We start from the raw sequence: 20934 nt of genomic DNA, 5'->3' as shown, positions 1-20934 counted from the left end.
TGATGACCTGCATTAAGAGGCGCCCGTCATCGACCGTACCGCGTGAAGACGAAGTCGTGATCCTTCGCATGCGCCTGATGACAGGCGAAGCAGGTCCGATGCTGCGCCTCGTCGGCCGGCCTGCCGCCGACGAACCGGCCGAAGCCCCAACCGCCCGTCGATCCATATTTCGCGGCGTCCTTGACCATCACCTGGATCGTGGTCGGCGTGTCAGAGGTGAAGGCGCCCTCGAGGCCTGCGATCGGCACCTGCTTCCAGGCCAGCTTGACCAGCACGCTGCCATCGGGAAACGGCAGCTTGCCGTTCCGATAAGCCTGGAGCGCGATGGCATTGCCAACCACGCCGCGCAATTCTCCGAGACTGTCCTCGCGCCCTACCCCGATCAACGGCCAGTCGCGATAACCTTGCGGAATCGTGACGCCGAAGATCGGCGAGGCGCCGTCATCGGCTACTCCCGCCAGAGGCAGAAGCAGCACGGCTGCTGTTGCCACCGCGGCGGCGATGGCCATCTTGGCGAGTTCATTCATTTGCTTAGCCTGACATCCGTCACTTCACCTTGGATCCTTCGGTCTCTCACCGTCATTGCGAGCGATAGCGAAGCAATCCAGAGTCTCGCCTGTCGCTCTGGATTGCTTCGGAGCTCACGCTCCTCGCAATGACGGCTGCAAGAACTGAGACAACACCATTCTCAGCCAGCCGCCACGTCGAGTACGGCCTGCGCAAAGGCCTGCGGCGCTTCCTGCGGCAGATTGTGGCCGATGCCGCCCTTGATCAGCCGGTGCTCGTAGCGACCTGCAAACTTCGTGGCGTAGGCCTCTGGCTCCGGATGCGGCGCGCCGTTGGCATCGCCCTCCAGGGTGATGGTCGGCACCGCGATGATCGGGAATGTCGCGAGCTTCTTCTCCAGCGCGTCATATTTCGCTTCCCCCTCTGCAAGGGCGAGCCGCCAGCGATAATTGTGCACGACGATGTCGACATGGTCGGGGTTATCGAAAGCGGCTGCGCTGCGGTCGAAAGTGGCGTCGTCGAATTTCCATTGCGGCGAGGCGATCTGCCAGATCAGCTTGGAAAAGTCGTGCCGATACTTCGCATAGCCCTCGCGGCCGCGCTCGGTCGCGAAGTAGAACTGGTACCACCATTGCAGCTCGGCCTTGGGCGGCAGCGGCATTCTGCCGGCGTCCTGGCTGCCGATCAGATAGCCCGACACCGAGACCATCGCCTTGCAGCGCTCCGGCCACAGCGCGGCGATGATGTTGGCGGTGCGCGCGCCCCAATCATAGCCGGCGAGCGTCGCGCTCTGGATCTTCAACGCATCCATCAGCGCGACGATGTCGGCCGCGACCGCCACCGGCTGACCGCTCCGCATCGTCGCAGGCGACAGGAAGCGCGTTGAGCCGTAGCCGCGCAGATACGGAACGATGACGCGATAGCCTGCGGAGGCGAGTGCCGGAGCCACGTCGGCATAGCTGTGGATGTCATAGGGCCAGCCATGCAGCAGGATCACCGCGGGGCCGTCGGCGGGCCCGGCTTCGGCATAGCCGGTGTTGAGCACGCCGGCGTCGATCTGCTTGAGCGGGCCAAACGTGGTCGTCATTCCCGGCCTGATCGCCGGCAGCGCGGCCTTGGCCTTGAAGGTCTCGGCCCTGGCCGGGTTGATCACACCGAACTGGGCGGCTGCGACGCCCGCGGCGGCAACGCCGAGGAAACGACGGCGACGATTGTCGATGGTCTCTGACATGACGATCTCCTTGATCTGTTGGCCACCTTGTGCCCGAACCCCGATCACTCTGCTTGGAGATGGCTTGGAGACGCCTTGGAGTTTTCCTTGAGATCGTCCTGATTTCAGCGTCCCCGAAGCGTGCTAGATCTGGCTCCGCCCCAACAGCAAGTCGGCGGGTATTGACGTTTGTCCTATCATTTCAACGATTTCGCCCTGGATCCAGAGCGGCGCGAGCTCCGCCATGACGACGCTCTCGTCGCCATGGAGCCGCAGGTCTTCGATCTCTTGGAGTTCCTGATCCGCAACCGCGACCGCGTGGTGAGCCGGGACGATCTGCTGGCGGCGGTCTGGGGCGGCCGCATCGTCTCGGAGGCTACCCTGAGCAGCCGGATCAGTGCTGCGCGCGCCGCGATCGGCGACGATGGCGAGGCGCAGCGCCTGATCCGGACCATCCCTCGCAAGGGCTTTCGCTTCGTCGGCGAGGTGCGGGAGCCGGCGGCGGCAGAACCGAACGACCAAGGCGAGATCGCAGCTCCGCCGTTCGAAGGCCCGTCCATCGCCGTCCTCCCCTTCGCCAATATGAGCGGCGATCCCGAGCAGGACTATTTCGCCGACGGCATGGTCGAAGACATCATCACGGCGCTGTCCCGCTGCGGTGGGCTTGCCGTGATCGCGCGCAACACATCCTTCACCTACAAGAACAAGCCAGTCGACATCCGCCAGGTCGGACGCGATCTCGGCGTCGGCTATGTGCTGGAAGGCAGCGTTCGCCGTGACAGGTCCCGCCTGCGCATCACCGGTCAGCTGATCGACACCGCGACCGGAGCTCATCTCTGGGCCGACCGGTTCGATGGCGATGCCAGCGACGTGTTCGCGCTGCAGGACTCCATCACGGAATGCGTGGTGGCGGCGATCGAGCCGACATTGGAATTGGCGGAGGCTGAGCGGCGTCGATCGCTACCGGCGAACGCCCTTCACGCCTACGACCTGCTCCTGCGCGCCGCCAGCCTTCGCGACGCGTTCACGGCCGACAGCATGGCGGCTGCGATCGACTGCCTCGAACAGGCCCTGACGATCGATCCTCTCTACGCGCCGGCGATGGCGGCAGCCGCCTATTGCCACGCGCTGCGTCACTTCCAGGGCTGGATCAAGCCAGACGAGACCTATCGCGACGAGGCCGTCGCACGCGCCTGGCGCGCGACCGAGCTCGCGCCGAACGATCCGCAGGTGCTGTGGATGGCGGCCTTTGCAATCTGGAACATGGCCGACGAGATCGAGCCGGCCCGCGAGCTCTTCAGCCGCTCGCTAGCGATCAATCCAAATTCCGCGATGGCGCTGACGCTTGGCGGCTGGATCGAAGCCATGAGCGGCCATCAGGTCGCCGGCCGCACCATGATCGAACGCGCGATGCGGCTGAACCCGCGCGATCCGCGCGGCTGGTTCGCATCCGGCGCCATGGCGATCTGCGCGTTGGCTGACCGCGATTTTGCCCAAGCGATCGCTTGGGCGGAGAAGGCGCTGGCGCAGAACCGGCGCTTCGCGGTCGCCTTGCGTGCACTCCTGGTGGCGCTGGTGAACACGAACCGCCGCGACCGCGCCGCCCAAATCGCGCAGCAGCTGCTGATCGTAGAGCCCGACCTGACGGTCTCGGGCTTCCTGTCCCGAATTCCGTTCCCGGTGGGCACGATGGCGGCGACCTATGCTGAGGCCCTCAAGGCCGCGGGCGTGCCCGACTGAGGCCTGCGCGGCTTGCGCCGACCATCTGTCTTCAGGAAATCCCGGCGAGTGCGGAAAGTTGGCGGCATCATCTTTATACGACCTTAGGTTATCACCCGTAGTTTCCCGGCCCGTGAGATGGACAACGACGTTCGTCCGGGTGCGGAATGAAAAAGATTCTGAAAAGACTGGCGCTGAAGCTGCTGAAGGACGAGTCCGGCGCAACGGCGATCGAATACGGCCTGATTGCCTGTGGAATTGCGCTCGCGCTCATTACCATCATGAACAAGCTTGGCCTGACGCTGCTCGGCATTTTCACGTCGCTGACCAACCTGCTCGGCTGACCGGTCAAATAATCTGGAAAGCATCCTGAGCGGCCGGGCCGGGGCTGACACCCGGTCCGGCCACCGCGTTATCAATGTGCCATGCCGCGCCCGGCCTCCTCGCAAGCGCTCATGCAGCGCCGGCAAGCCTCGGCGCAGATCCGGCAATGCTCGTGCATCCGCGCGTGCTTCTCGCATTCCGCGGCGCAGAGGCGGCAGGCCGCGGCGCAAGTGTCGAGCATGCGCCGGATCACCTCCTGATCCGACCCGGTCCGTCGCGTCGCGATGCGCCCGGTAATGTTGCAGATGTCGGCGCAGTCGAGGTCGAGCCGGATGCATTGCGTGAGCGACTTGACCTTGTCCTCCGCGAGGCAGGCGTCAGCACAGGACGTGCAGGTCTGGGCGCAGGAATAGCACTCCTCGATGCAGCGGATGAGCGCGTCATTGGTCTGGCCGCGGACCTGCGGATGGCTGGAGATCATTTCTTGAGCGTGCATAGGGAACTCCCATCAGTTCGCCCCCTTCCGCCTCAATGATTGCTGACGCTAAAGGTTCGAGCTGATCTCGCAATAGGCCGCAACATGCAGCTCTATTTCGCGACGCGGCATTTCCAATCATGAGCAGTGTGCATATGGACGAACCAACATGAGTTGAGGCACAACGTCTCTCATCACGGGACGCGCGGCCGGCTCGACCTGCCGCGACGACAACGAGATGGCGATCTGAACGCCTGACAATGCGGAGGAACCTATGCTGATTCCCTTGGCGGATGTGCCGCGCTGGTATGCCGAGCGCAAGCCGAAGGACACGATCGCGATCCGTCACGGCAACGACACCTTGACGTGGGAGCAGCTTGAGCACGCAGCCAACCGCCGCGCCCACGCCTTCATGGCCAAGGGCGTCAAGCCCGGCGATTTCGTCGCCATCGGCCTGCCCAACGGCAATGCCTTTTTCGAGACCAGCTTCGCCGTGTGGAAGTGCGGCGCCACGCCGACGTCGCTGTCCTGGCGGCTGCCGCGCGGCGAAGCGGCTGCGGTGCTCGATATCCTGAAACCCTCGCTCGTGGTCGGCGGCGAGGCCGATTGGAACGCACCGAATTCGTTGCCCGCGAATTTCGTGCCCGAAGGCTTCTCCGACGAGCCGCTGACGGCACCGGTCGCGCGCTATTGGAAGGCCATGACCTCGGGCGGCTCGACGGGGCGGCCCAAGGTGATCCTCGACCATCTTCCCGCCGTGACCGACACCGCGGCCGAGCCGCCGCTCGGGATGCCGAAAGGCGCGTCGCTGCTCAACCCAGGGCCGCTCTATCACAACGCGCCCTTCATCGTGTCGCATTTCGCGCTGTTCGCCGGCGGCCGGGTCACCGGCATGGTGAAGTTCGACGCCGAGGAGACCTTGCGCCTGATCGAGGCGGAGCGCATCCAATGGGTCAATTTCGTGCCGACCATGATGCATCGGATCTGGGCGTTGCCGGAAGAGGTGCGCAATTCCTACGATGTCTCCAGCCTCAAAATCGTCTTCCACATGGCGGCGCCGATGCCGCCATGGCTGAAGGAGAAGTGGATCGAGTGGCTCGGTCCGGAGAAAATCTACGAACTCTATGGCGGCACCGAGCGGCAAGGGCGCACGGTGATCTCGGGCACCGAATGGCTCGAGCACAAAGGGTCGGTCGGCAAGATCGACGAGTCCTGCAAGCTGCGGATCATCGGTCCTGACGGCAACGACGTCGCGCCCGGCGAGAGCGGCGAGATCTATTTCCTGCCCGAGGACGGCCCAGGCACGACCTATCATTATCTTGGCGCCGAGCCCAAACGGCGGCCGGACGGCTGGGAGTCGCTCGGCGACATCGGCCGGTTCGACCAAGACGGTTACCTCTATCTCGGTGATCGGCTCGCCGACATGGTGCTGCGCGGCGGGGCCAACATCTATCCGGCCGAGGTCGAGGCGGCGCTGATGGCGCATCCGGAGATCCGCTCCTGCGTCGTGGTCGGGCTGCCCGATCCCGAACTCGGCCAGCGCGTGCATGCGATCGTCGAGATCGACGAGCGCAAGGATGTTCGTGCGATCGTCGATGGCATGAGCGATTTCCTCGCCGATCGGCTCATCCGCTACAAACATCCGGAAAGCTACGAGATCGTGAACACGATGCTGCGCGACGATTCGGGCAAAGTCCGCCGGACGCTGCTGCGCGACGAGCGTGCTGCCTGGCTGAAGGAAGGACGCGATTTCCGTATCCTGCCGGTGCGTGCCCAAGTGGAGGCCGGGTAGCTTCAACCCACGCGCCGTTCGCCGGCCACCGGGAGCGGGGTATCCGCGACGATGACGGCGCCGCCGACCCGCCGCGCGATCGTGAGCTTGCGGTCATGAAAGGCCTCGAGCTCCGGCCGATGCCCGACGGTAATGATAGTGGCCTCCGGCAACTCGCGCGCGAGGGTGGCCGTCAACTCCGCCTGGCCCTCGACATGCAGCGCCGAAGTCGCCTCGTCGAGCGCGACGATGTCGGGGCGGTGCAGCAGCAGCCGCGCGATCGCCAGCCACTGCTTCTCGCCTTCGGACAGCATCCTGTCCCAGGCCGCGACCTCGTCGAGCTTGGGCAGGAATGGACCGAGGCCAGCCGCTGCGAGGGCGGCGACGACCTGCTCACGGTCGAGATCGCTGCTCGCGCGCGGATAGCTCACGGCGTCGCGCAGGCTCCCGGCCGGCACATAAGGCCGCTGCGGGATCACCAGCACGCGCTGGCCGCCCGCGATCGCGATCCGGCCTCTGCCCCATGGCCAGCAGCCGGCGATGGCACGCACCAGCGAGCTCTTGCCGGAGCCGCTCGGGCCGACGATCGCGATGGTCTCACCGGGGGCGGCATGCAGGGTCACGCCATCGAGCCGCGGACGCTGCGGCTGCTCGTAACGGAAATGCACGTTCTCGAAACTGACATCGCCATTGACGTCGGTGAGCTCGACGGCATCCGGGCTGTCGCCGAGATGCTCCTGCACATTGAGGATACCGAAGATCTCGTCGAGCGAGACCGAGGCCTTGCGCAGGCTGGAGTAGACGCCGCTCAAGCCTTGCACCGGGCCGAACAGGCCGCCGATATAGCCGAGAAACGCAACCACGGTCCCGACTGTGATGTCGCTTTGCAGGACGAGGTACGCACCGAATGCGAGACCGCCGAGTAGCGCCAGCGCCACCGCCAGGTTGCTTGCAGAGGAATAGCCGGCGTCGATCCCAACGCCATGGATCACGACCTTGTTCGCCGCAGCGACATCGCGCAGGAAGCGCGCCTTCTCGGTATCTTCCATCGCGAAGCTGCGGACGATCATGATGCCCGAGAGCACCTCGTTGAAGCGCGAATAGATCTTCGCCCAGCGGTCGAGCAGCGTGCGCTCGCGCTGCATCTGTTCGGGGCCGGCGCGCGCGGCAATCAGCGCCGGCAACGGCGCAAACAGCAGCACCAGCAAAGCGAGCCGCCATTCCAGCCGCAGCATGATCACGACCGCGATCACCAGGAAGATGACGGATGGCATGATGCTGAACAGGATCGCGGTGACCGCGCTGGTAAAGCCCTGGATGCTGCGATCGAGCCGGGTCATGATGGCGCCGATCCCTTCGCTGCGCTGGATGCGCAGCGGCATCCGGTGCAGCTTGCCGATGGTCGCTTCGAGAAGCGCATATTGCAGGCCGATGCGGGTGCGCCAGGTCAGCCAGTTGGAAAAGCCAGCCATCGTCTCGCGGGCCAGCGCGAAGCCGAGCAGCAACAGGATGCCGGCGAGGATGGCCCCGGCATGTTCCGGTCGGTGAGCTGGTCGAACACACCCTTGAGCACCAAGGGCTCGAACGCATTGATGGCCGCAACCGCCAGCACCAACAACACGATCACCAGAATCGCATGTCGCTGCGGCAGCGCAAACCGCACCGCCGCGTGCAGCCGCCGTAGCCGCGCCAGCATCTCGCCGGCGGCCTCGGAGTTGGAGTTGGAGGTCCTTGCCTGGGCCATCAATGCCACCTCGCCTGATGCGCCGGTCACCGCTCAGGCGCGGCACGCGCGATCGTGCCGCGCCGATGCCGTCTCACCGGCGGCAGATCTCAGCCTGCCCGCCGCTGCAACGTCCGTCTCCCAGTGCGCGCGCCATTGCGACAATCGCAAGTTAAAAGAGCGGTTCCAGGGGAACGCACTGGGCGGAGACGGTCGCGCCGATGGCCATCATGGCGCTGAATCCCGGTACCGATGACATTGCGGCCCTGGCGTTGGCCGGTGCGGCTTCTCACGGAGCCATATCCGACGACGAGCGTTTCCATTCTGCGGACACCGCTCGAGCGAGCATATCCGTCACGTTCCACGTGGCCGGCGATCAAGCCGTCATCGCCAAGACACCACGGCTCAGAACTGGAACGACTGGCAGCAATGGTGTTAAACTGAAGTCGTAGCTCGGCCGCGCCCATCGAAGCCGTGGATCGCAGACGTATCGGCGCAAGCCGCGCGCCGACGGAGTGGGAGATTGAAGAATGCCCTCTTTGACCGAATGGAAGGTGCCGTTCGCATTCCAGCCTCGTCCGAGCGATTACAAATTCGATCTCGACCACGTGCTGGCCTCGGTGGTCGGCCTGCATGCAATCATTCCCTCAGATGCCTTCAGCGCGGAGACGCTCGGCACCGAACGCGCCGGCAATGCGGTCGTGATCGATGACGGGCTGGTGCTGACGATCGGCTATCTGATCACCGAAGCAGAAAGCGTATGGCTGCACCTCAACGATGGCCGCGTCATCGAGGGCCATGTTCTCGGCTTCGACTTCGCCACCGGCTTCGGACTGGTGCAGGCGCTGGGCCGCCTCGACCTCGAGCCGCTGCCGTTGGGCTCCTCCGCCGCGACCCGGGTCGGCGAGCAGGTCGTGCTCGGAGGCGCCGGCGGCCGCACCCGCTCGGTGGCGAGCCAGATCGTCGCCAAGCAGGAATTCGCGGGCTATTGGGAATATCTCCTGGACGAAGCCATTTTCACCCTTCCGGCTCATCCCAATTGGGGCGGCACCGGCTTGATCTCGGCCAAAGGCGAGTTGATCGGCATCGGCTCGCTGCAACTCGAACGTGAGCGCGATGGCCGGTCCGAGCATGTCAACATGGTGGTGCCGATCGATCTGTTGAAGCCTGTCATGGACGACCTGCGCCGCTTCGGGCGCGTCAACAAGCCGGCGCGTCCTTGGCTTGGCATGTATTCGACCGAGATCGACGACCGCGTGGTCATCATCGGCGTCTCCAGCAACGGCCCGGCCGCGCGCGCCGAGCTGAAGGCCGGTGACGTGATCCTCGGCATCAACGGCGACAAGGTGACCGGGCAGAGCGACTTTTACCGCAAGCTCTGGGCGCTCGGTTCCGCCGGCGTCGACGTGCCGCTGACGGTGCACCACGAGGGCGTGACCTTTGACGTCACGGTGGCTTCGACCGACCGCGCCAAGCTGTTGAAGGGTCCACGCCTGCACTGAAGCCGGCAGTCGAAGACGGCGGCACGTCACATCCGCGCCGCACCAGCTTTGCGTCAGGCGTTGATATGCCAGGCGCCAGCGATGATCTCGTGCAACTGTGCATCCGAAGGCATCTGCGAGGCAACCGTCGGATCGAAGCCTGGATGGCTCTGCGCATAGGCCGACATCGCCTGCGCCAGCTGCGCAGCAGCATTGGCATCGATTTCGAGACCGCCGGCCTTGATCTCCTGCAACTGATAGGAGCCGCCCAGGAACCAATCGGCCACCGTCACCTGCTGATGGGTACCCAGGAGATCGATCTGCAGGTCATTGCCCGATTTGACGAACCAGAGCGAGCCGGCCGTGGCGGCATTGCTGAAGTCCAGGGTACCGGTCGGAGTCGAGACCGACGCGGTGCCATTGATGATGACATCGCTGCCGTCGCCGCTCTGGTAGAAATAGAAGGCGTTGGCGCCGCCCACCAGGATGTTGTTGCCGGCGCCGCCATCGAGCTTGTCGCTCCCGCCGCCCCCGATCAGCAGATCGTTGTTGCCGGTGCCGAGCAGCGTATCGTTGCCGGCACCGGCCACCAGCAGCGCCCCGGCGGACGCCGCGACCGTGACGCCCGGCAGCGCATCGAGCGCAACGGTGGTGGCCGCATCGCTCAATGCCGCGCTGAGCCAGTCGAGATTGCCGGTCTGCCCGCCCCACAGCGTCGTGATCGCGCTGTCGATCAGACCTGCGTTCTCGCCATCTCCGGTCGCGATGGCGTCGATCAGTGCCATCTTGCCGATGACATCGACGGTCGTTCCGGTGTCGGCGCGCAGCCAGAGATCCGGCGAAAAATCCGCGACCAGCAGATTCGCCGCGGTATCGTTATAGATCACGCCATGTTCGTGGCCGATGACGCCCGGCGTTGCACCCGGCACCTCGTCATGGTTCTGCGCGAGCAGCGCCGAATATTCGACGACGACATCGGCAAAGGCCGCTTGCACACCGCTGGCTTTCAGATAGCCGGCGGCCGAGCTCGCCCCGACCGCGTCACCGAGCACATCGCCGCCATGGAACAGGGCCTGCACCGCGCTGTTGCCGTAGCCGCTGGCATCGGTCACCGTCGAATAGGCGATCATGTCCTTCATCTTGGCCGACGGCGAGCCTTCGCCGGCGGTGGCGCTGGCTCCGGGAATGCCGACCGCGGACGCGATGGCATCGTCCTGGAGCGGCGCCAACAGCGCGGCGGCCGCCTGCTTCCAGTCTGAAAGGCCGTTGTCGCTCGCCCACTGCATCATGGTCAGCAGCGCGATCGAGTGGAGGCTGACCGGATCGAGGCCGAGATTGGTTCCAGAGCCGAGCACGCTGTCGCTTTCAGAGGCGATGCCGACCGCCGCGTGGGCGATCGCGATAGCACCGTCGACCGGGCCGAGCTGCAGCAGCGCCAGCGGCGCCTCTACGATGGGCGCGGCATCGCGCACATATTGCAGCACCTCGCCGGAGACCGACACCATGTGAATATCGGAATAGCGGGGAATCGGGTTCGAGGTGAGCGCGCCCCAAAAACCGTGAAGCTGATCGTAGCGGACTTCGGCGGCGAATTCGAACGGCATCGCATCGAACGCATAGGCCGGCTTGTCGTTGAGGGCGGCGATGTAGCCCGCAAGACCTCCACCCAGAGAATGTCCGGTCAGCGACACGTTCGACGTGGTCGCCCAGGTCTTGTAGTAGGCCTCCGCGTCCGGAAATTGCGTCGGCCAGCCGGTGAGACCGGCGCCGCCAAGCCACGCCGGAACATCGGCTACGCTGTCGGTGCCGCGAAAGGAGATGATCCGAGTGGAGGGATCGCCGGCGAGTTGGTAGGTTGCGGCCTCGAAATTGTCGGCAGTGGACGTCACGCTTCCCGCAATCAGCTCGTAGTTACCGATCCGTTCGAAGTTGACGACCAGCGCAGGGTTGACGCCCCTGTTGTACACGTCCATGGCCAGGACTGCGTTGATCAATGCGGCCGATGGCTGCTGCGTCATGATCCGATCCCCCCTTTTGGCGGCAGGTTTTTCCGCAAGGCTTATGCCCTCGAGGCATGGCGCTCCTTGCCGGAACCTCGCCCTGCGGCTGCTTCTCTAAGCAGCCTATCTCGTCTATTCTTTGTCAATCGGAATGACCCGAGCCAACGGCAGAGAACGAGACTGCGTGACATCGTTGCAAACACGGCCACACGCGACGATTGCAAACCATCATCCACCTGGCTGGTCGCGCGATCGTATGGTCGTTCCGCAGCACCGATGACACTGAAAAGTTAGCGTTCCGCTCGCCGCATGCGTGCGCTTCGATCCAGACAGCTTCATAGAAATGCGAGGAAGGCGCCATGACCGATGCAGTGGTGGACGATATCATGGCCGTGCTGCCGCCGCTGCTGCAGTCGCTCGAGGCGCTGTCCTACGTCGCGCGTTATCTGAATCCGCCGGACTTCGACCGTATCATGTCCGATGTCGGCACGCCGGATCAGGCCCTGCAGGCGGCGTGTGCGCAGCTCACGGCTTGGCCTGAGGAGTTTTCCGACGCGCGCGTTGCGTTCGATGGCGCGAGCGAAGCCGCACTTGCGGCCTTCGCCGGCCTGCGCACTGTCCAGCACGGAGACGGGGATCTGGTCGATGTCTTCCGCGCACTTCGGCACGGCCCGCGCGCGTTGGAGGCACTTTATCCGCTCGCTGGCAAGCTGCCGCCCGTGAGCGAGTTCTTCCTCGCCCAAGCTGCGCGCGACGATGACACGCTGAAGGAGCGCTTGAGCGGTCCGGCGGCCAAGAACACCGGCGTCTTTCACGATCATAATGACCGTGGCGAACGCGCCGGCTTCTCGCTCTACGTCCCGGAATACTACACGCCCGATCGACGCTGGCCGCTGGTGATGGCGCTGCATGGCGGCAGCGGCCATGGACGGGACTTCCTCTGGACCTGGCTGCGCGACGCCAGGAGCCTGGGCGCCATCGTAGCGGCTCCAACCGCTACAGGGCGAACCTGGGCCTTGATGGGCGAAGACACCGACAGCCCCAACCTCGCGCGCATTCTCGATCTCGTCCGCAGCCGCTTCAATGTCGATTTCAGCCGCATGCTGCTGACCGGCATGAGCGATGGCGGCACCTTCTGCTATGTCAGTGGGCTGGAACGCGCATCTCCCTTCACGCATCTGGCGCCGATCGCCACCACGTTTCATCCGCTGATGGCCGAACTCGCCGATCATGATCGCCTGCGCGGACTGCCCATTCGCATCACCCACGGCCGGCTCGATTGGATGTTTCCGGTCGAGGTCGCGCGGCATACCAGCGCTGCGTTGGCCAAGGCCGGCGCCGACGTCAGCTATCGCGAGATCGACGATCTCAGCCATTGCTATCCGCGCGAGATCAACAGTGAGCTTCTGGCGTGGCTCACCAAAGGGTGATCTTCACGTAGTGCCCGCTCACTTGGCCGATCGACAGTCAATAGCGACATAATCTCGGCGGATTTTTTCCGCATTGATGACCATTGAGCCGAACAGCGGGGGCGCCGCTTGACGCGGCCACGATGCCGCCAAGGAACGCCTATGCCCTCGCCGTCCGCACCCGTTTCCCAGCTCTCGCTGGCCCGCTCGCCCACCTCCGTCGTGCTCGTCAGCGGGGTGCAGCGCCTCGAAGTCACCCTCAAACTCACCACCGCCATTCTGGCGCTTGCGGCCGGCGTTTACACCTATCTCGGCGTCCGCGAGCTGTTGAACGGCAGCCCGACGACGGTCTTCTTCGCGGCCGTGATCTATTCAGTTGCCGTCTCGGTCGGCATCTACGCGTTCTGGGTGTTCATGATGCAGTTCATGCCGCACGTGACCAACGGGATCGGCCGCGGGCTGATGGCGGGCTGCATGCTGCTCGGCGCGCTGATGATCGTCGCAATGTCGTCGTGGCTGAATGCGTCCGCACTCGCCGGCGCCGCCGCGATCCAGCAGCATCTTTCGATCACCGTGCAGAACTACACGCGCGACCTCGATCAGGCCAACACCAATGCGATCGCGGCGCAAGGGCTGTTGCCGGACATTCAGCTCGCCTCCTCCCGGTTCGCCAAGCTCGCGGAGGCCGAGCGCGCGGGATCGCTGACGGGCACCGCCGGGTCGGGAACGGTGGTGCAGCTCCTGACCCAGATGTCGACCCAGCTCGATGGCCTCGGCCAGCAGGTCCAGGATTCGGCCAAGCGCGTCTCAGCGCTTTATGACCAGGGCAGCAAGAGCCTCGCCAAGATGCGCGAGCTGATCTCGGATCGCGGACCGATCGCCGCACGCAGTGACGCATTCTCGGCGGAGTCGCTGAACCTGATGGGCGTGATCGCCAACCTGCAACAGACCTCAGTGGCACCGGCGGTCAAACGCGCAGCGACATCGCTGTCATCGGGCTTCATTGCGCCGGCTGCCGGCGGCCGCAGCGGCGATCTCGCCGAGCGCCAGACCGCCGTCGTCGGCAAGGTCGAGAGCTCGATCGCCAGCCAAGCCGCCTCGCTGGCCGGCGCCGCCGACAAGATCCTGGCGATGCCGCGGGTCGAGACGGCGAGATTCCAGACGTTGTCTCCGGCCGAAGCCGTGCTCCGCTATGCCGGCGATTTCATCCCGAGTTGGGCCGGCGCGATCTCGATCGACCTGATGCCGGCGGTGCTGGTGCTCATCCTCTGTGTTGTACATGCCGCCATCCGCCGCGAGGGATTGCCGGCCGTCAACGCCTCCAACCTTACCGCCGGAGATCTGCTGGCAGCGCTGCAGGTAGCGCGCGAGGTCGAGGATGCGCGGCGCGCGGCTGCACCACGCAGCCCGGCGGCCGCATCGCAGGCGGAGCCTGGCGCGGAGGCATCTCCAGCCACGCCGGCCGCGGACGAGAACGTGACCTCCTTGTCATCGGCGCGCGGCGGGAAATAGGCGATGCGTGCGGCCGTCTCAGACCGGGTTCAGACCTGGCTTGCAGGCAATCTGGACGAGAGCATCCTGCGCTGGATCTTTCGTTTGGTGCTCGTTGTCGCCATCAGCGCGCTCGCAGCTGATCTCGCCGAACGCGCCGGCTGGGTCGCCAGCTCAGATCCATTGTCGCAGACGGAGGTCCGAGAGGATACGCCCATCACGGGCTCGCCGTCCGATTCACCGTCGATTTTGGCGCCGCTGATCAAGCGGCTGATCCCGCTACCGCAGCCTGATCCCGCGCTGGCGCGACCGATTACGTTCGAGCTGGGCGGCGGCGGGCGGCTGCTGGCCACCGGCACGATCACCGCCGGCAGTTCGCAGGCCTTCGCCGCTGAAGTCGAACGGCACGGCGAATACATCAAGACGGTGGTCCTGAACTCGCCCGGCGGCTCGGTCGCCGATGCGCTGGCGATGGGACGGCTGATCCGCGGGCGAAATTTCGCAACCGAGGTCGAAGCCGGAAAGTATTGCGCCTCGTCCTGCCCGCTCGTGCTTGCCGGCGGGACCGAGCGTCGGGCGGGCGAACGCGCCGTGATCGGCGTGCAACAGGTCGCCGCTGTGCGGTCCGCGAACGCAGCGACACGCGACGAGATGAGCGTGGCGCAAAATATTTCCGCGCGAGTCGAGCGCTATCTGGCCGATATGGGCGTGAAGCTCGACGTATGGATGCACGCGATGGAGACGCCGCATGACAAGCTGTTCATCTTCAAGCCGGAGGAGCTGAAAGCGCTCAATCTGGTCACGTCAGGGCCGAATTCGGCACCCGAAAAAGCGCGCACTTAGCGCCTTAGCTGAGGACGAGGTCGACGCGGCGCGGAACCATCATCCGATGTCGGCGTTATTGGCCGTCACTGGAGGAGTTCCGTCATGCAGACCTTCTTGGGGATGATCCTGGGTGCGCTGCTCTTGGGCTTTGGCGTCTATATCTACGATTCCATGCAGACGTCGGGGGTCGCCAACGGTCAGACCGCGGAGACGCATCGCACGATCGTAAACTGGGACGTCGCCGCTGCGAACTGGCATGCACTCAAAGAGCGCGCGCACGATGACTGGGTTCGCATCTCGTCCAAATAGCTCGGCAGAGTAACTCAGCAGGGCAACTTGGCAGCGTAAATTAGCGAAGTAACGTTGCAAGGCTTCTCAAGACGCAAGGCGCCATCGCGGAATGCGATGGCGCCTTCGTTATGTGCAATCCTCACTTTGCGCCCTTTGCCTGACGCGCATCGGCGATCACCTGCTCGAACTGCGCCATGGTGAGAACGCCCGGCACCCTGAATTTCCCGACAATGAAGGACGGCGTCCCGCGGAAGCGCAAGCCGCGAGCTTGTGCGTCGTTGCGCGCCAGCATGGCGTCGATCGCCTTGGCCTTGTCGGCAAGATCGCGCTTCGCGCGATCGATGTCGATCCCGGCACCGGCGAGGATCTCGTCGATCCTGGATTCCGTCAGCTTCGAATTGGTGCCGATCAGCGCATCGTGCGCCTGGACATACTTGTCCTGATATTTGCAGGCGAGCGCCATGCGCGCAGCCGCCACCGAAGCCGGCCCCAGAATCGGCCACTCCTTCAACACCCAACGCACCTTGCCGTCATCGTGCACCACCTGCTGCAGTTCCGGCTCCAGCTTGCGGCAATACGGGCAGTTGTAGTCGAACCATTCGACGATGGCGATGTCGCCATCGGGATTGCCCACCACCGGGGCCTCGGGATCGCGCAGCACCGAGGCTTCGTCCGGCTCGTCAGCGTCCTGCGCCATGGCGATGCGCGGTCTGAACGGCAGGGTGAAAGTACCGGCCGCCAGCAAGGCCAGCACGCTGCGCCGGCTGGTGGCAGGGACGATGCGATCGGAAACCTGTCTCACAGCCGTCTCCATTTCGCCTAGCCCCAGATCTGCAGCAGGCTGTGCGTCAGCATATAGAGCGCAACGGCCGTGATCACGACAGAAAAGACGATGTTCAAGGCGCCGCGCCGCTCCGACAGCCGGCGCGCCGACCACGTGCCGGCTATGCCGCCGAGAATGCCGCCCGCAATGAACAGCCCGGCGAGATCCCAGGCGACCAAGCCCGACCAGGCATAGCTCGCCGCGGTGGTCAGCCCGAACGTGGTCACCGCGACCAGCGAAGAGCTGACCGCGTTCATGATCGGCATGCCGGTTGCCGCCATCAGCGCCGGCACAATCAGAAAGCCGCCACCGATACCGAAAAATCCGGACAGCGAACCGGTCGCGAGACCGAAACCGATCACGGCCGGAAGGTTGGCCATGCTCATCTTGACGTCGGGGATGCCGACCCGGGCGCGGGTCTTCAGCATCAGCATCGAGATCACGAGCATCACCAGCGCGAACAGCGCGAGCAGCTTCTGGCCGTCGATCATCTTGCCGAGCAACGAGCCGAAGAACGCGCCGATGATGCCGGCCACGGCAAAGACCGCAGCAATCGGCCAGATCACGGTGCCACCGCGGGCGTGATTGAACAGGTTGACCGCCGCATTGGTCGCGACCGCAATTGCGCTCGAGCCGATCGCGATGTGCGGCTCGGGCACGCCGACCACATAGACCATCAGCGGCACGGCCAGCACGGAGCCGCCGCCGCCGACCAGCCCGAGCGAGAAGCCGACCATCGCGCCGCAGATGAGTCCCAGGATGCCTTGTGTCGTCGAGATCATCGCAGCAGCAGGCTCATGTCTTGAAATGAAAGGCAAGTCTGCATCAGCGGAGCAGCAATGTGACCGCGAGCGGAGCGAGAAAGGAGGTGACCAGCGCGTTGAGGGCCATGGCGATGCCGGAAAAGGTGCCGGCCAGTTGATCGACCTGAAAGGCGCGTGCGGTGCCGATGCCGTGCGCGGCGAGACCGGCCGCGAAGCCGCGGGCCCGGAAATCGGTGATGCCGGTCCGGTTCATCAACGGCGTGACGATGATCGCGCCGATGATACCGGTGAACACCACCGCCACCGCTGTCAGCGACGGGTCGGCATGCAGCGATTCGCTGATGCCCATCGCGACGCCCGCCGTTACCGATTTCGGCGCCAGCGACAGCACCACCTCGCGCGGCAGGCCGAAGGCTTCGGCCAGCCACACCGCCGAGACGATCGCGGTGATCGCGCCGACGATCAATGCGGCCAGCATCGGCAGAATCGCCTGCGCGACCAGTTTGCGGTTCTGGTAGAGCGGCACGGCCAACGCCACGGTCGCAGGCCCGAGCAGGAAGTGGACGAACTGCGCACCGGCGAAATAGGCCGTATAGGGCGTGCCGGTCAGCAGCAGGAATGCGGCGATGATCCACATCGCATGCAGCACGGGATTGGCGAGCGGATGCCGCCGCGTGCGCAGCGAAATCGCATCCGTGAACGCGTAGACGACGAGCGTCACCGTCAGCCAGAGCAGAGGCGACTGCGAAAGATAGACCCAGAGCGAGAACGGGCTGCTGCTCGTCATGGCTTGGCTCGGCCCCGCGCCAGCCACCGGCTCGTCGCCACGAACACCGCGACGGTGGCGAGCAGCGTAATCACGACCGACAGCAGGAGCACCGCCGCGATCGCGAGGCCATGGGCCGCGATGATATCGAGCCTCTGCACCACGCCGACCCCGGCCGGCACGAACAGCAGCGACAGATTGGCAAGCAGCACCCGGCTAACGTCCTCGACGCCGTCCTTGGCGCTCGTGGGGTCCCGGACGAGCGGCCCGATCGCCAGCCACTTGCTGCGGTCGCGCAGCAACAACAACCCGAGCAGCAACGCCAGCCCGAGCACCGGTCCCGGCAGTGGCAGCGCGACGGAGCGGACCACGGCTTCGCCAATCAGCTGGCACAGCAGAATAAGACTGAGACTCGCAATCATCGTCGATCTGTCGGACGCGCCGCCGATCGCAGCGCGCCCGCTCAAGAAATTCACTCAAGACGTTCACATGACCGCAGCCGGCTGTCACGATCCGGCCGCTTGGTCAATGGGCCGATCAGGCCGCTCCTTTCAGGCGCTTGGTGCATTCGCTGTAGTAGCCGCCGCCCTTCTGGATCCACTTCAGCCCGCCATTGCCGTTGCTGGCCTTGTTGGCGTTGTACTGGTCGACGCAGGTATGCATGCGCGCTTTGCCAGGAGTCTCCTTGGCATATTTCGGATCGACAGCCGAGGGGAATACGGCGTTGCCGACTGCAGCCGGCGCCGCAGGAGCAGCGGCAGGGGCGGCCTCCTTCGCTTGCTTCGCCGGCTTGGCCTCGGCGGCAGGCGCCGCCGCCGGAGCGGCAGCAGGCGCAGCTGCGGGAGCCGCCGCCGCGGCATCGGCACCGCACTGCGCCTTGCGGAAGTCATTCCATTTCTGGCCGTTGAGCGTGCCCGCCTCCTTGGCCTGCTTATACTTGGCGCTGCATTCCTGCATCGTGAGCGCCTGTGCTGGCGCGACGACGGCGAAAGCCGCCAAGCTCGAAACGGCGGCAATCAATAATTTGGCTTGAAAGGTCATCCTTGGTCTCCCTGAAGGGCATGACGAATGAGATCCCGATTGTAGCCACGGGCAAGGGGGGTGACCAAGCCGCGGCGGTATCCCGCGGCGAAAATATAGTCGGGCGGAATCCATATCCCGCATTGCGTCATTCATGTACCGTTCAGTATCGAAAGCTGAGCCTTCACGCTTTCGCCACACAAGGGTTTCGACATGACTCTCACCACCCGTCTGGCTATCGCCGCTTTTGCCTCGCTCCTGCTCGCCGGCCCCGTCTTGGCGCAATCGACCACGACGGCTCCGGCCAAGACCGAGGCTCCCGCCTCGGACAAGGCTGCGCCAGTGGAGAAGAAGGCGCGCAGCGCCGCCTCGCTCGAATGCTCGAAGGAAGCCGACGAGAAGGGCCTGAAGGGCAAGGAGCGCCGGAAATTCCGCTCCGCCTGCAAGAAAGAAAAGGCCGCGGGCGGCGCCGCCGAGACCAAGACCGACGCCAAATCCAAGTGATCAGCTGATCAAGTGAGCCTGGGGCGGCGGATCTGACGTTCTCCACTGATGACCCCGCCGCCCGAGCGTCCTCCAAGCACGATCCCGGAGCGCGGCCACCCGTCTCCGGGGCGGATTCATGTTGCCGGCTGCAACGGCCTGCATTGCTGCTCCGCAGCCGCGATAATTGTTCGCAAACGCGGGATTTGGCATAAGGCGGCGTGCGCCAAATCATCTCCTCCCTCCCGATCGATCTGCCCAGCCGCGCCAAGACCTTGAGCGCGATCGAGACGCTCGCCATCGGCACCGCCGGCGGCCTTGTTTTTCTCTTTGCCCACCTGCCGGGCGGCCTGATCTCGGGCGCGATGGTCGCGACGGGAATCGCAGCGATTGCCGGCCGGCCGCTCGCGGTGCCGGCGATCGTCACCCAGACCTTGCTCCTCCTGCTCGGCATCTCCATCGGCTCGGTCGTGTCGCGCGACCTGATCAATCATGTCAGCGCCTATCCCGTCACCATCGGCCTGCTCGCGCTCGCGACGTTCTGCTCGACCTTCGCTTCCAGCCTGTATCTGCAGCGCATTCACGGCTGGGACCGCACCTCGGCCTTCCTCGCCGGCAGCCCGGGAGCGCTGTCGCAGATCACCATCCTCGCGGTGGAGCGCGGCGCCGACCTGCCGGCGATCGCGGTGGTGCAGACCCTGCGCGTCATCATCCTGACCGCCGCGCTGCCGCTGGTCTTGGCGATCGCCGGCGTCACGCCCTCGTCCTCGCCGGCCATGGCCATGCCGGTTGCGTCGGCGCTCGGGCTCGCCGCCATGCTGGTCGGCTCGCTTGCCGTCTCGGTGCTGCTGCAGCTGATCAAATTTCCGGCCAGCTGGCTGTTCGGCGCGATGCTCGGCGCCGGCCTCCTGCACGGCCTTGGCTGGGTCGACGGCGGCCTGCCGCCCTGGATGCGCGGCGTGGCACTGATCGGCATCGGCGCCCTGATCGGCAGCCGCTTCGCCCGCATGCGGGTCAAGACGCTGCTCGGCCACGTCCATGCCGCGCTCGGCTCGTTCGCCGTCGCCGTGATGATCTCGGCGCTATTCGTGGTCCTGATCGTGCTGACCACGCATGTGCGGTTCTCCGACGCCATCGTCGCCTTCGCGCCCGGCGCCATGGACGCCATGATGGCGCTGGCGCTGACCTTGCACATCGACCCGATCTTCGTCGGCGCGCACCATCTGTCGCGCTTCGTGTTCGTCACCATCGCCACCCCCGGCATCGTCCATCTGTTCGGACGGCCGCAGGACGATGTGGACGACTAAGCCCTGAGCGCGGTGCCGCGAATGCCCCAGGCCGCGATCGCGGCGATCAGCAGCGAGATCAGCACGCTGTAGCCGGCGAGCGACAGGCCGAGGAAGCGAAACTGCACCTCGTCGCAGCGCACCACTTTCACGCTATCGAGCCGCTCCAACAGGCTGCTGGCGCTGCCGAGATTGCCGACCGGCCCGGTGCATTCGGTCGGGCCCGGCCAGAAGCCCCATTCGACGCCGGCGTGGTACACGCCGAGCCCGGCATTGCCGAGCGCAGCCAGCGCGATGAGCACGATCCCCGCCACCAGCAGTCCGCGCGGCGCGACGCTTCCCGCCAGCGCCAGCAGCAGCCCGAGCGGCACGATCGCGTAATAGGCATAGCGCTGCTTCAGGCAGAGTTCGCAGGGCTGCAGGCCCCAGACCAGCTGCATGTACCAGGCGCCGGCCAGGGCCGCGGCGGCAATGCCGGCGGCGAGCAGCGCCGCGGTTACGGCCGGGTTCAGCACACGGGAGGCCGGGCGCGCCAGCGCTGAGGTCTCGGTCACCACCTTCGTCTC

Annotated in this window: 23 protein-coding genes; 11 read left to right on the top strand and 12 right to left on the bottom strand. The window is 65.3% G+C overall.

What is annotated here, in order from left to right; translation table 11 throughout:
- Window positions 1-26: 26 nt before the first annotated feature.
- On the bottom strand, window positions 27-527 hold the full coding sequence (locus tag QX071_RS31495) for a cytochrome P460 family protein (protein WP_315706472.1): 501 nt from the start codon (window positions 525-527) through the stop codon (window positions 27-29).
- A 161-nt stretch (window positions 528-688) separates the two neighbouring features.
- A complete protein-coding gene (locus QX071_RS31490) occupies window positions 689-1738 on the bottom strand; it encodes an alpha/beta hydrolase (protein ID WP_315706473.1) in 1050 nt (349 codons plus the stop codon).
- A gap of 168 nt (window positions 1739-1906) precedes the next feature.
- Between QX071_RS31490 and QX071_RS31485 the strand changes: the two genes are divergently transcribed.
- Entirely contained in the window at window positions 1907-3457 is a 1551-nt protein-coding gene (locus QX071_RS31485) for a winged helix-turn-helix domain-containing tetratricopeptide repeat protein (RefSeq protein ID WP_315706474.1), read from the top strand.
- Between the two features lie 146 nt (window positions 3458-3603).
- Window positions 3604-3780: a Flp family type IVb pilin gene (locus tag QX071_RS31480; protein ID WP_315706475.1), complete on the top strand. Its 177-nt coding sequence runs from the start codon at window positions 3604-3606 to the stop codon at window positions 3778-3780.
- 71 nt (window positions 3781-3851) lie between these two features.
- Here the strand turns inward: QX071_RS31480 and QX071_RS31475 are convergent, their stop codons facing one another.
- Window positions 3852-4256, bottom strand: a complete 405-nt coding sequence (locus QX071_RS31475; protein ID WP_315706476.1) for a four-helix bundle copper-binding protein — start codon at window positions 4254-4256, stop codon at window positions 3852-3854.
- Window positions 4257-4509: 253 nt separating this feature from the next.
- Between QX071_RS31475 and QX071_RS31470 the strand changes: the two genes are divergently transcribed.
- Entirely contained in the window at window positions 4510-6027 is a 1518-nt protein-coding gene (locus QX071_RS31470; protein ID WP_315706477.1) for an AMP-binding protein, read from the top strand.
- Window positions 6028-6029: 2 nt separating this feature from the next.
- Here QX071_RS31470 and QX071_RS31465 read toward each other — a convergent pair whose 3' ends face one another.
- Complete coding sequence (locus QX071_RS31465) at window positions 6030-7478, bottom strand: ABC transporter ATP-binding protein (RefSeq protein ID WP_315706478.1); 1449 nt, start codon at window positions 7476-7478, stop codon at window positions 6030-6032.
- Entirely contained in the window at window positions 7454-7750 is a 297-nt protein-coding gene (locus tag QX071_RS31460) for a hypothetical protein (protein WP_315706479.1), read from the bottom strand. The genes QX071_RS31465 and QX071_RS31460 overlap by 25 nt, the downstream gene beginning before the upstream one ends.
- Window positions 7751-7950: 200 nt before the next feature.
- Here QX071_RS31460 and QX071_RS31455 point away from each other — a divergent pair, with 200 nt between their 5' ends.
- Together QX071_RS31455 and QX071_RS31450 are read left to right on the top strand one after the other, a co-directional pair.
- Window positions 7951-8181 (top strand): hypothetical protein, encoded by a 231-nt coding sequence (locus QX071_RS31455; RefSeq protein WP_315706480.1) that lies wholly within the window; start codon window positions 7951-7953, stop codon window positions 8179-8181.
- 78 nt (window positions 8182-8259) lie between these two features.
- Window positions 8260-9231 carry a S1C family serine protease gene (locus QX071_RS31450; RefSeq protein WP_315706481.1) on the top strand — a complete coding sequence of 324 codons (972 nt, stop codon included), beginning with the start codon at window positions 8260-8262 and terminating at the stop codon, window positions 9229-9231.
- Between the two features lie 53 nt (window positions 9232-9284).
- On the opposite strand, the gene QX071_RS31445 is transcribed toward QX071_RS31450, so the two are convergent.
- On the bottom strand, window positions 9285-11228 hold the full coding sequence (locus QX071_RS31445; protein WP_315706482.1) for an Mbeg1-like protein: 1944 nt from the start codon (window positions 11226-11228) through the stop codon (window positions 9285-9287).
- Between the two features lie 341 nt (window positions 11229-11569).
- On the opposite strand from QX071_RS31445, the gene QX071_RS31440 reads away from it, so the two are divergent.
- The 4 genes from QX071_RS31440 (at window position 11570) to QX071_RS31425 (ending at window position 15244) form a co-directional block, all read left to right on the top strand.
- Window positions 11570-12640 carry a phospholipase gene (locus tag QX071_RS31440; RefSeq protein WP_315706483.1) on the top strand — a complete coding sequence of 357 codons (1071 nt, stop codon included), beginning with the start codon at window positions 11570-11572 and terminating at the stop codon, window positions 12638-12640.
- A gap of 141 nt (window positions 12641-12781) precedes the next feature.
- A complete protein-coding gene (locus QX071_RS31435) occupies window positions 12782-14131 on the top strand; it encodes a hypothetical protein (RefSeq protein WP_315706484.1) in 1350 nt (449 codons plus the stop codon).
- A gap of 3 nt (window positions 14132-14134) precedes the next feature.
- Entirely contained in the window at window positions 14135-14953 is an 819-nt protein-coding gene (locus tag QX071_RS31430; RefSeq protein ID WP_315706485.1) for a hypothetical protein, read from the top strand.
- Between the two features lie 84 nt (window positions 14954-15037).
- Complete coding sequence (locus tag QX071_RS31425) at window positions 15038-15244, top strand: hypothetical protein (RefSeq protein ID WP_315706486.1); 207 nt, start codon at window positions 15038-15040, stop codon at window positions 15242-15244.
- Window positions 15245-15365: 121 nt separating this feature from the next.
- Here QX071_RS31425 and QX071_RS31420 read toward each other — a convergent pair whose 3' ends face one another.
- From QX071_RS31420 to QX071_RS31400, 5 genes are all read right to left on the bottom strand, one after another.
- Window positions 15366-16028: a DsbA family protein gene (locus QX071_RS31420; protein WP_315706487.1), complete on the bottom strand. Its 663-nt coding sequence runs from the start codon at window positions 16026-16028 to the stop codon at window positions 15366-15368.
- Window positions 16029-16045: 17 nt separating this feature from the next.
- Window positions 16046-16831, bottom strand: coding sequence for a sulfite exporter TauE/SafE family protein (locus QX071_RS31415; protein ID WP_315706488.1), 786 nt, complete (start codon window positions 16829-16831; stop codon window positions 16046-16048).
- Between the two features lie 43 nt (window positions 16832-16874).
- Window positions 16875-17600 carry an LrgB family protein gene (locus QX071_RS31410; protein WP_315706489.1) on the bottom strand — a complete coding sequence of 242 codons (726 nt, stop codon included), beginning with the start codon at window positions 17598-17600 and terminating at the stop codon, window positions 16875-16877.
- Complete coding sequence (locus QX071_RS31405) at window positions 17597-18001, bottom strand: CidA/LrgA family protein (protein WP_315706522.1); 405 nt, start codon at window positions 17999-18001, stop codon at window positions 17597-17599. Before QX071_RS31405 ends, QX071_RS31410 begins: the two co-directional genes overlap by 4 nt.
- A 115-nt stretch (window positions 18002-18116) precedes the next feature.
- The gene (locus QX071_RS31400) at window positions 18117-18620 is read right to left on the bottom strand and encodes a hypothetical protein (RefSeq protein ID WP_315706490.1); all 504 of its coding nucleotides are present in this window, start codon (window positions 18618-18620) and stop codon (window positions 18117-18119) included.
- Between the two features lie 192 nt (window positions 18621-18812).
- On the opposite strand from QX071_RS31400, the gene QX071_RS31395 reads away from it, so the two are divergent.
- Together QX071_RS31395 and QX071_RS31390 are read left to right on the top strand one after the other, a co-directional pair.
- Window positions 18813-19103: a PsiF family protein gene (locus tag QX071_RS31395; protein ID WP_315706491.1), complete on the top strand. Its 291-nt coding sequence runs from the start codon at window positions 18813-18815 to the stop codon at window positions 19101-19103.
- 200 nt (window positions 19104-19303) lie between these two features.
- A complete protein-coding gene (locus QX071_RS31390) occupies window positions 19304-20389 on the top strand; it encodes an AbrB family transcriptional regulator (RefSeq protein ID WP_315706492.1) in 1086 nt (361 codons plus the stop codon).
- Here QX071_RS31390 and QX071_RS31385 read toward each other — a convergent pair.
- Window positions 20386-20880 (bottom strand): disulfide bond formation protein B, encoded by a 495-nt coding sequence (locus QX071_RS31385; RefSeq protein WP_409977563.1) that lies wholly within the window; start codon window positions 20878-20880, stop codon window positions 20386-20388. The genes QX071_RS31390 and QX071_RS31385 overlap by 4 nt on opposite strands.
- Between the last annotated feature and the right edge of the window lie 54 nt (window positions 20881-20934).

This window comes from Bradyrhizobium sp. SZCCHNS1022 (genome assembly GCF_032484835.1).
GTDB lineage: Bacteria > Pseudomonadota > Alphaproteobacteria > Rhizobiales > Xanthobacteraceae > Bradyrhizobium.
This window is presented reverse-complemented; position numbering and strand designations above follow the sequence as displayed.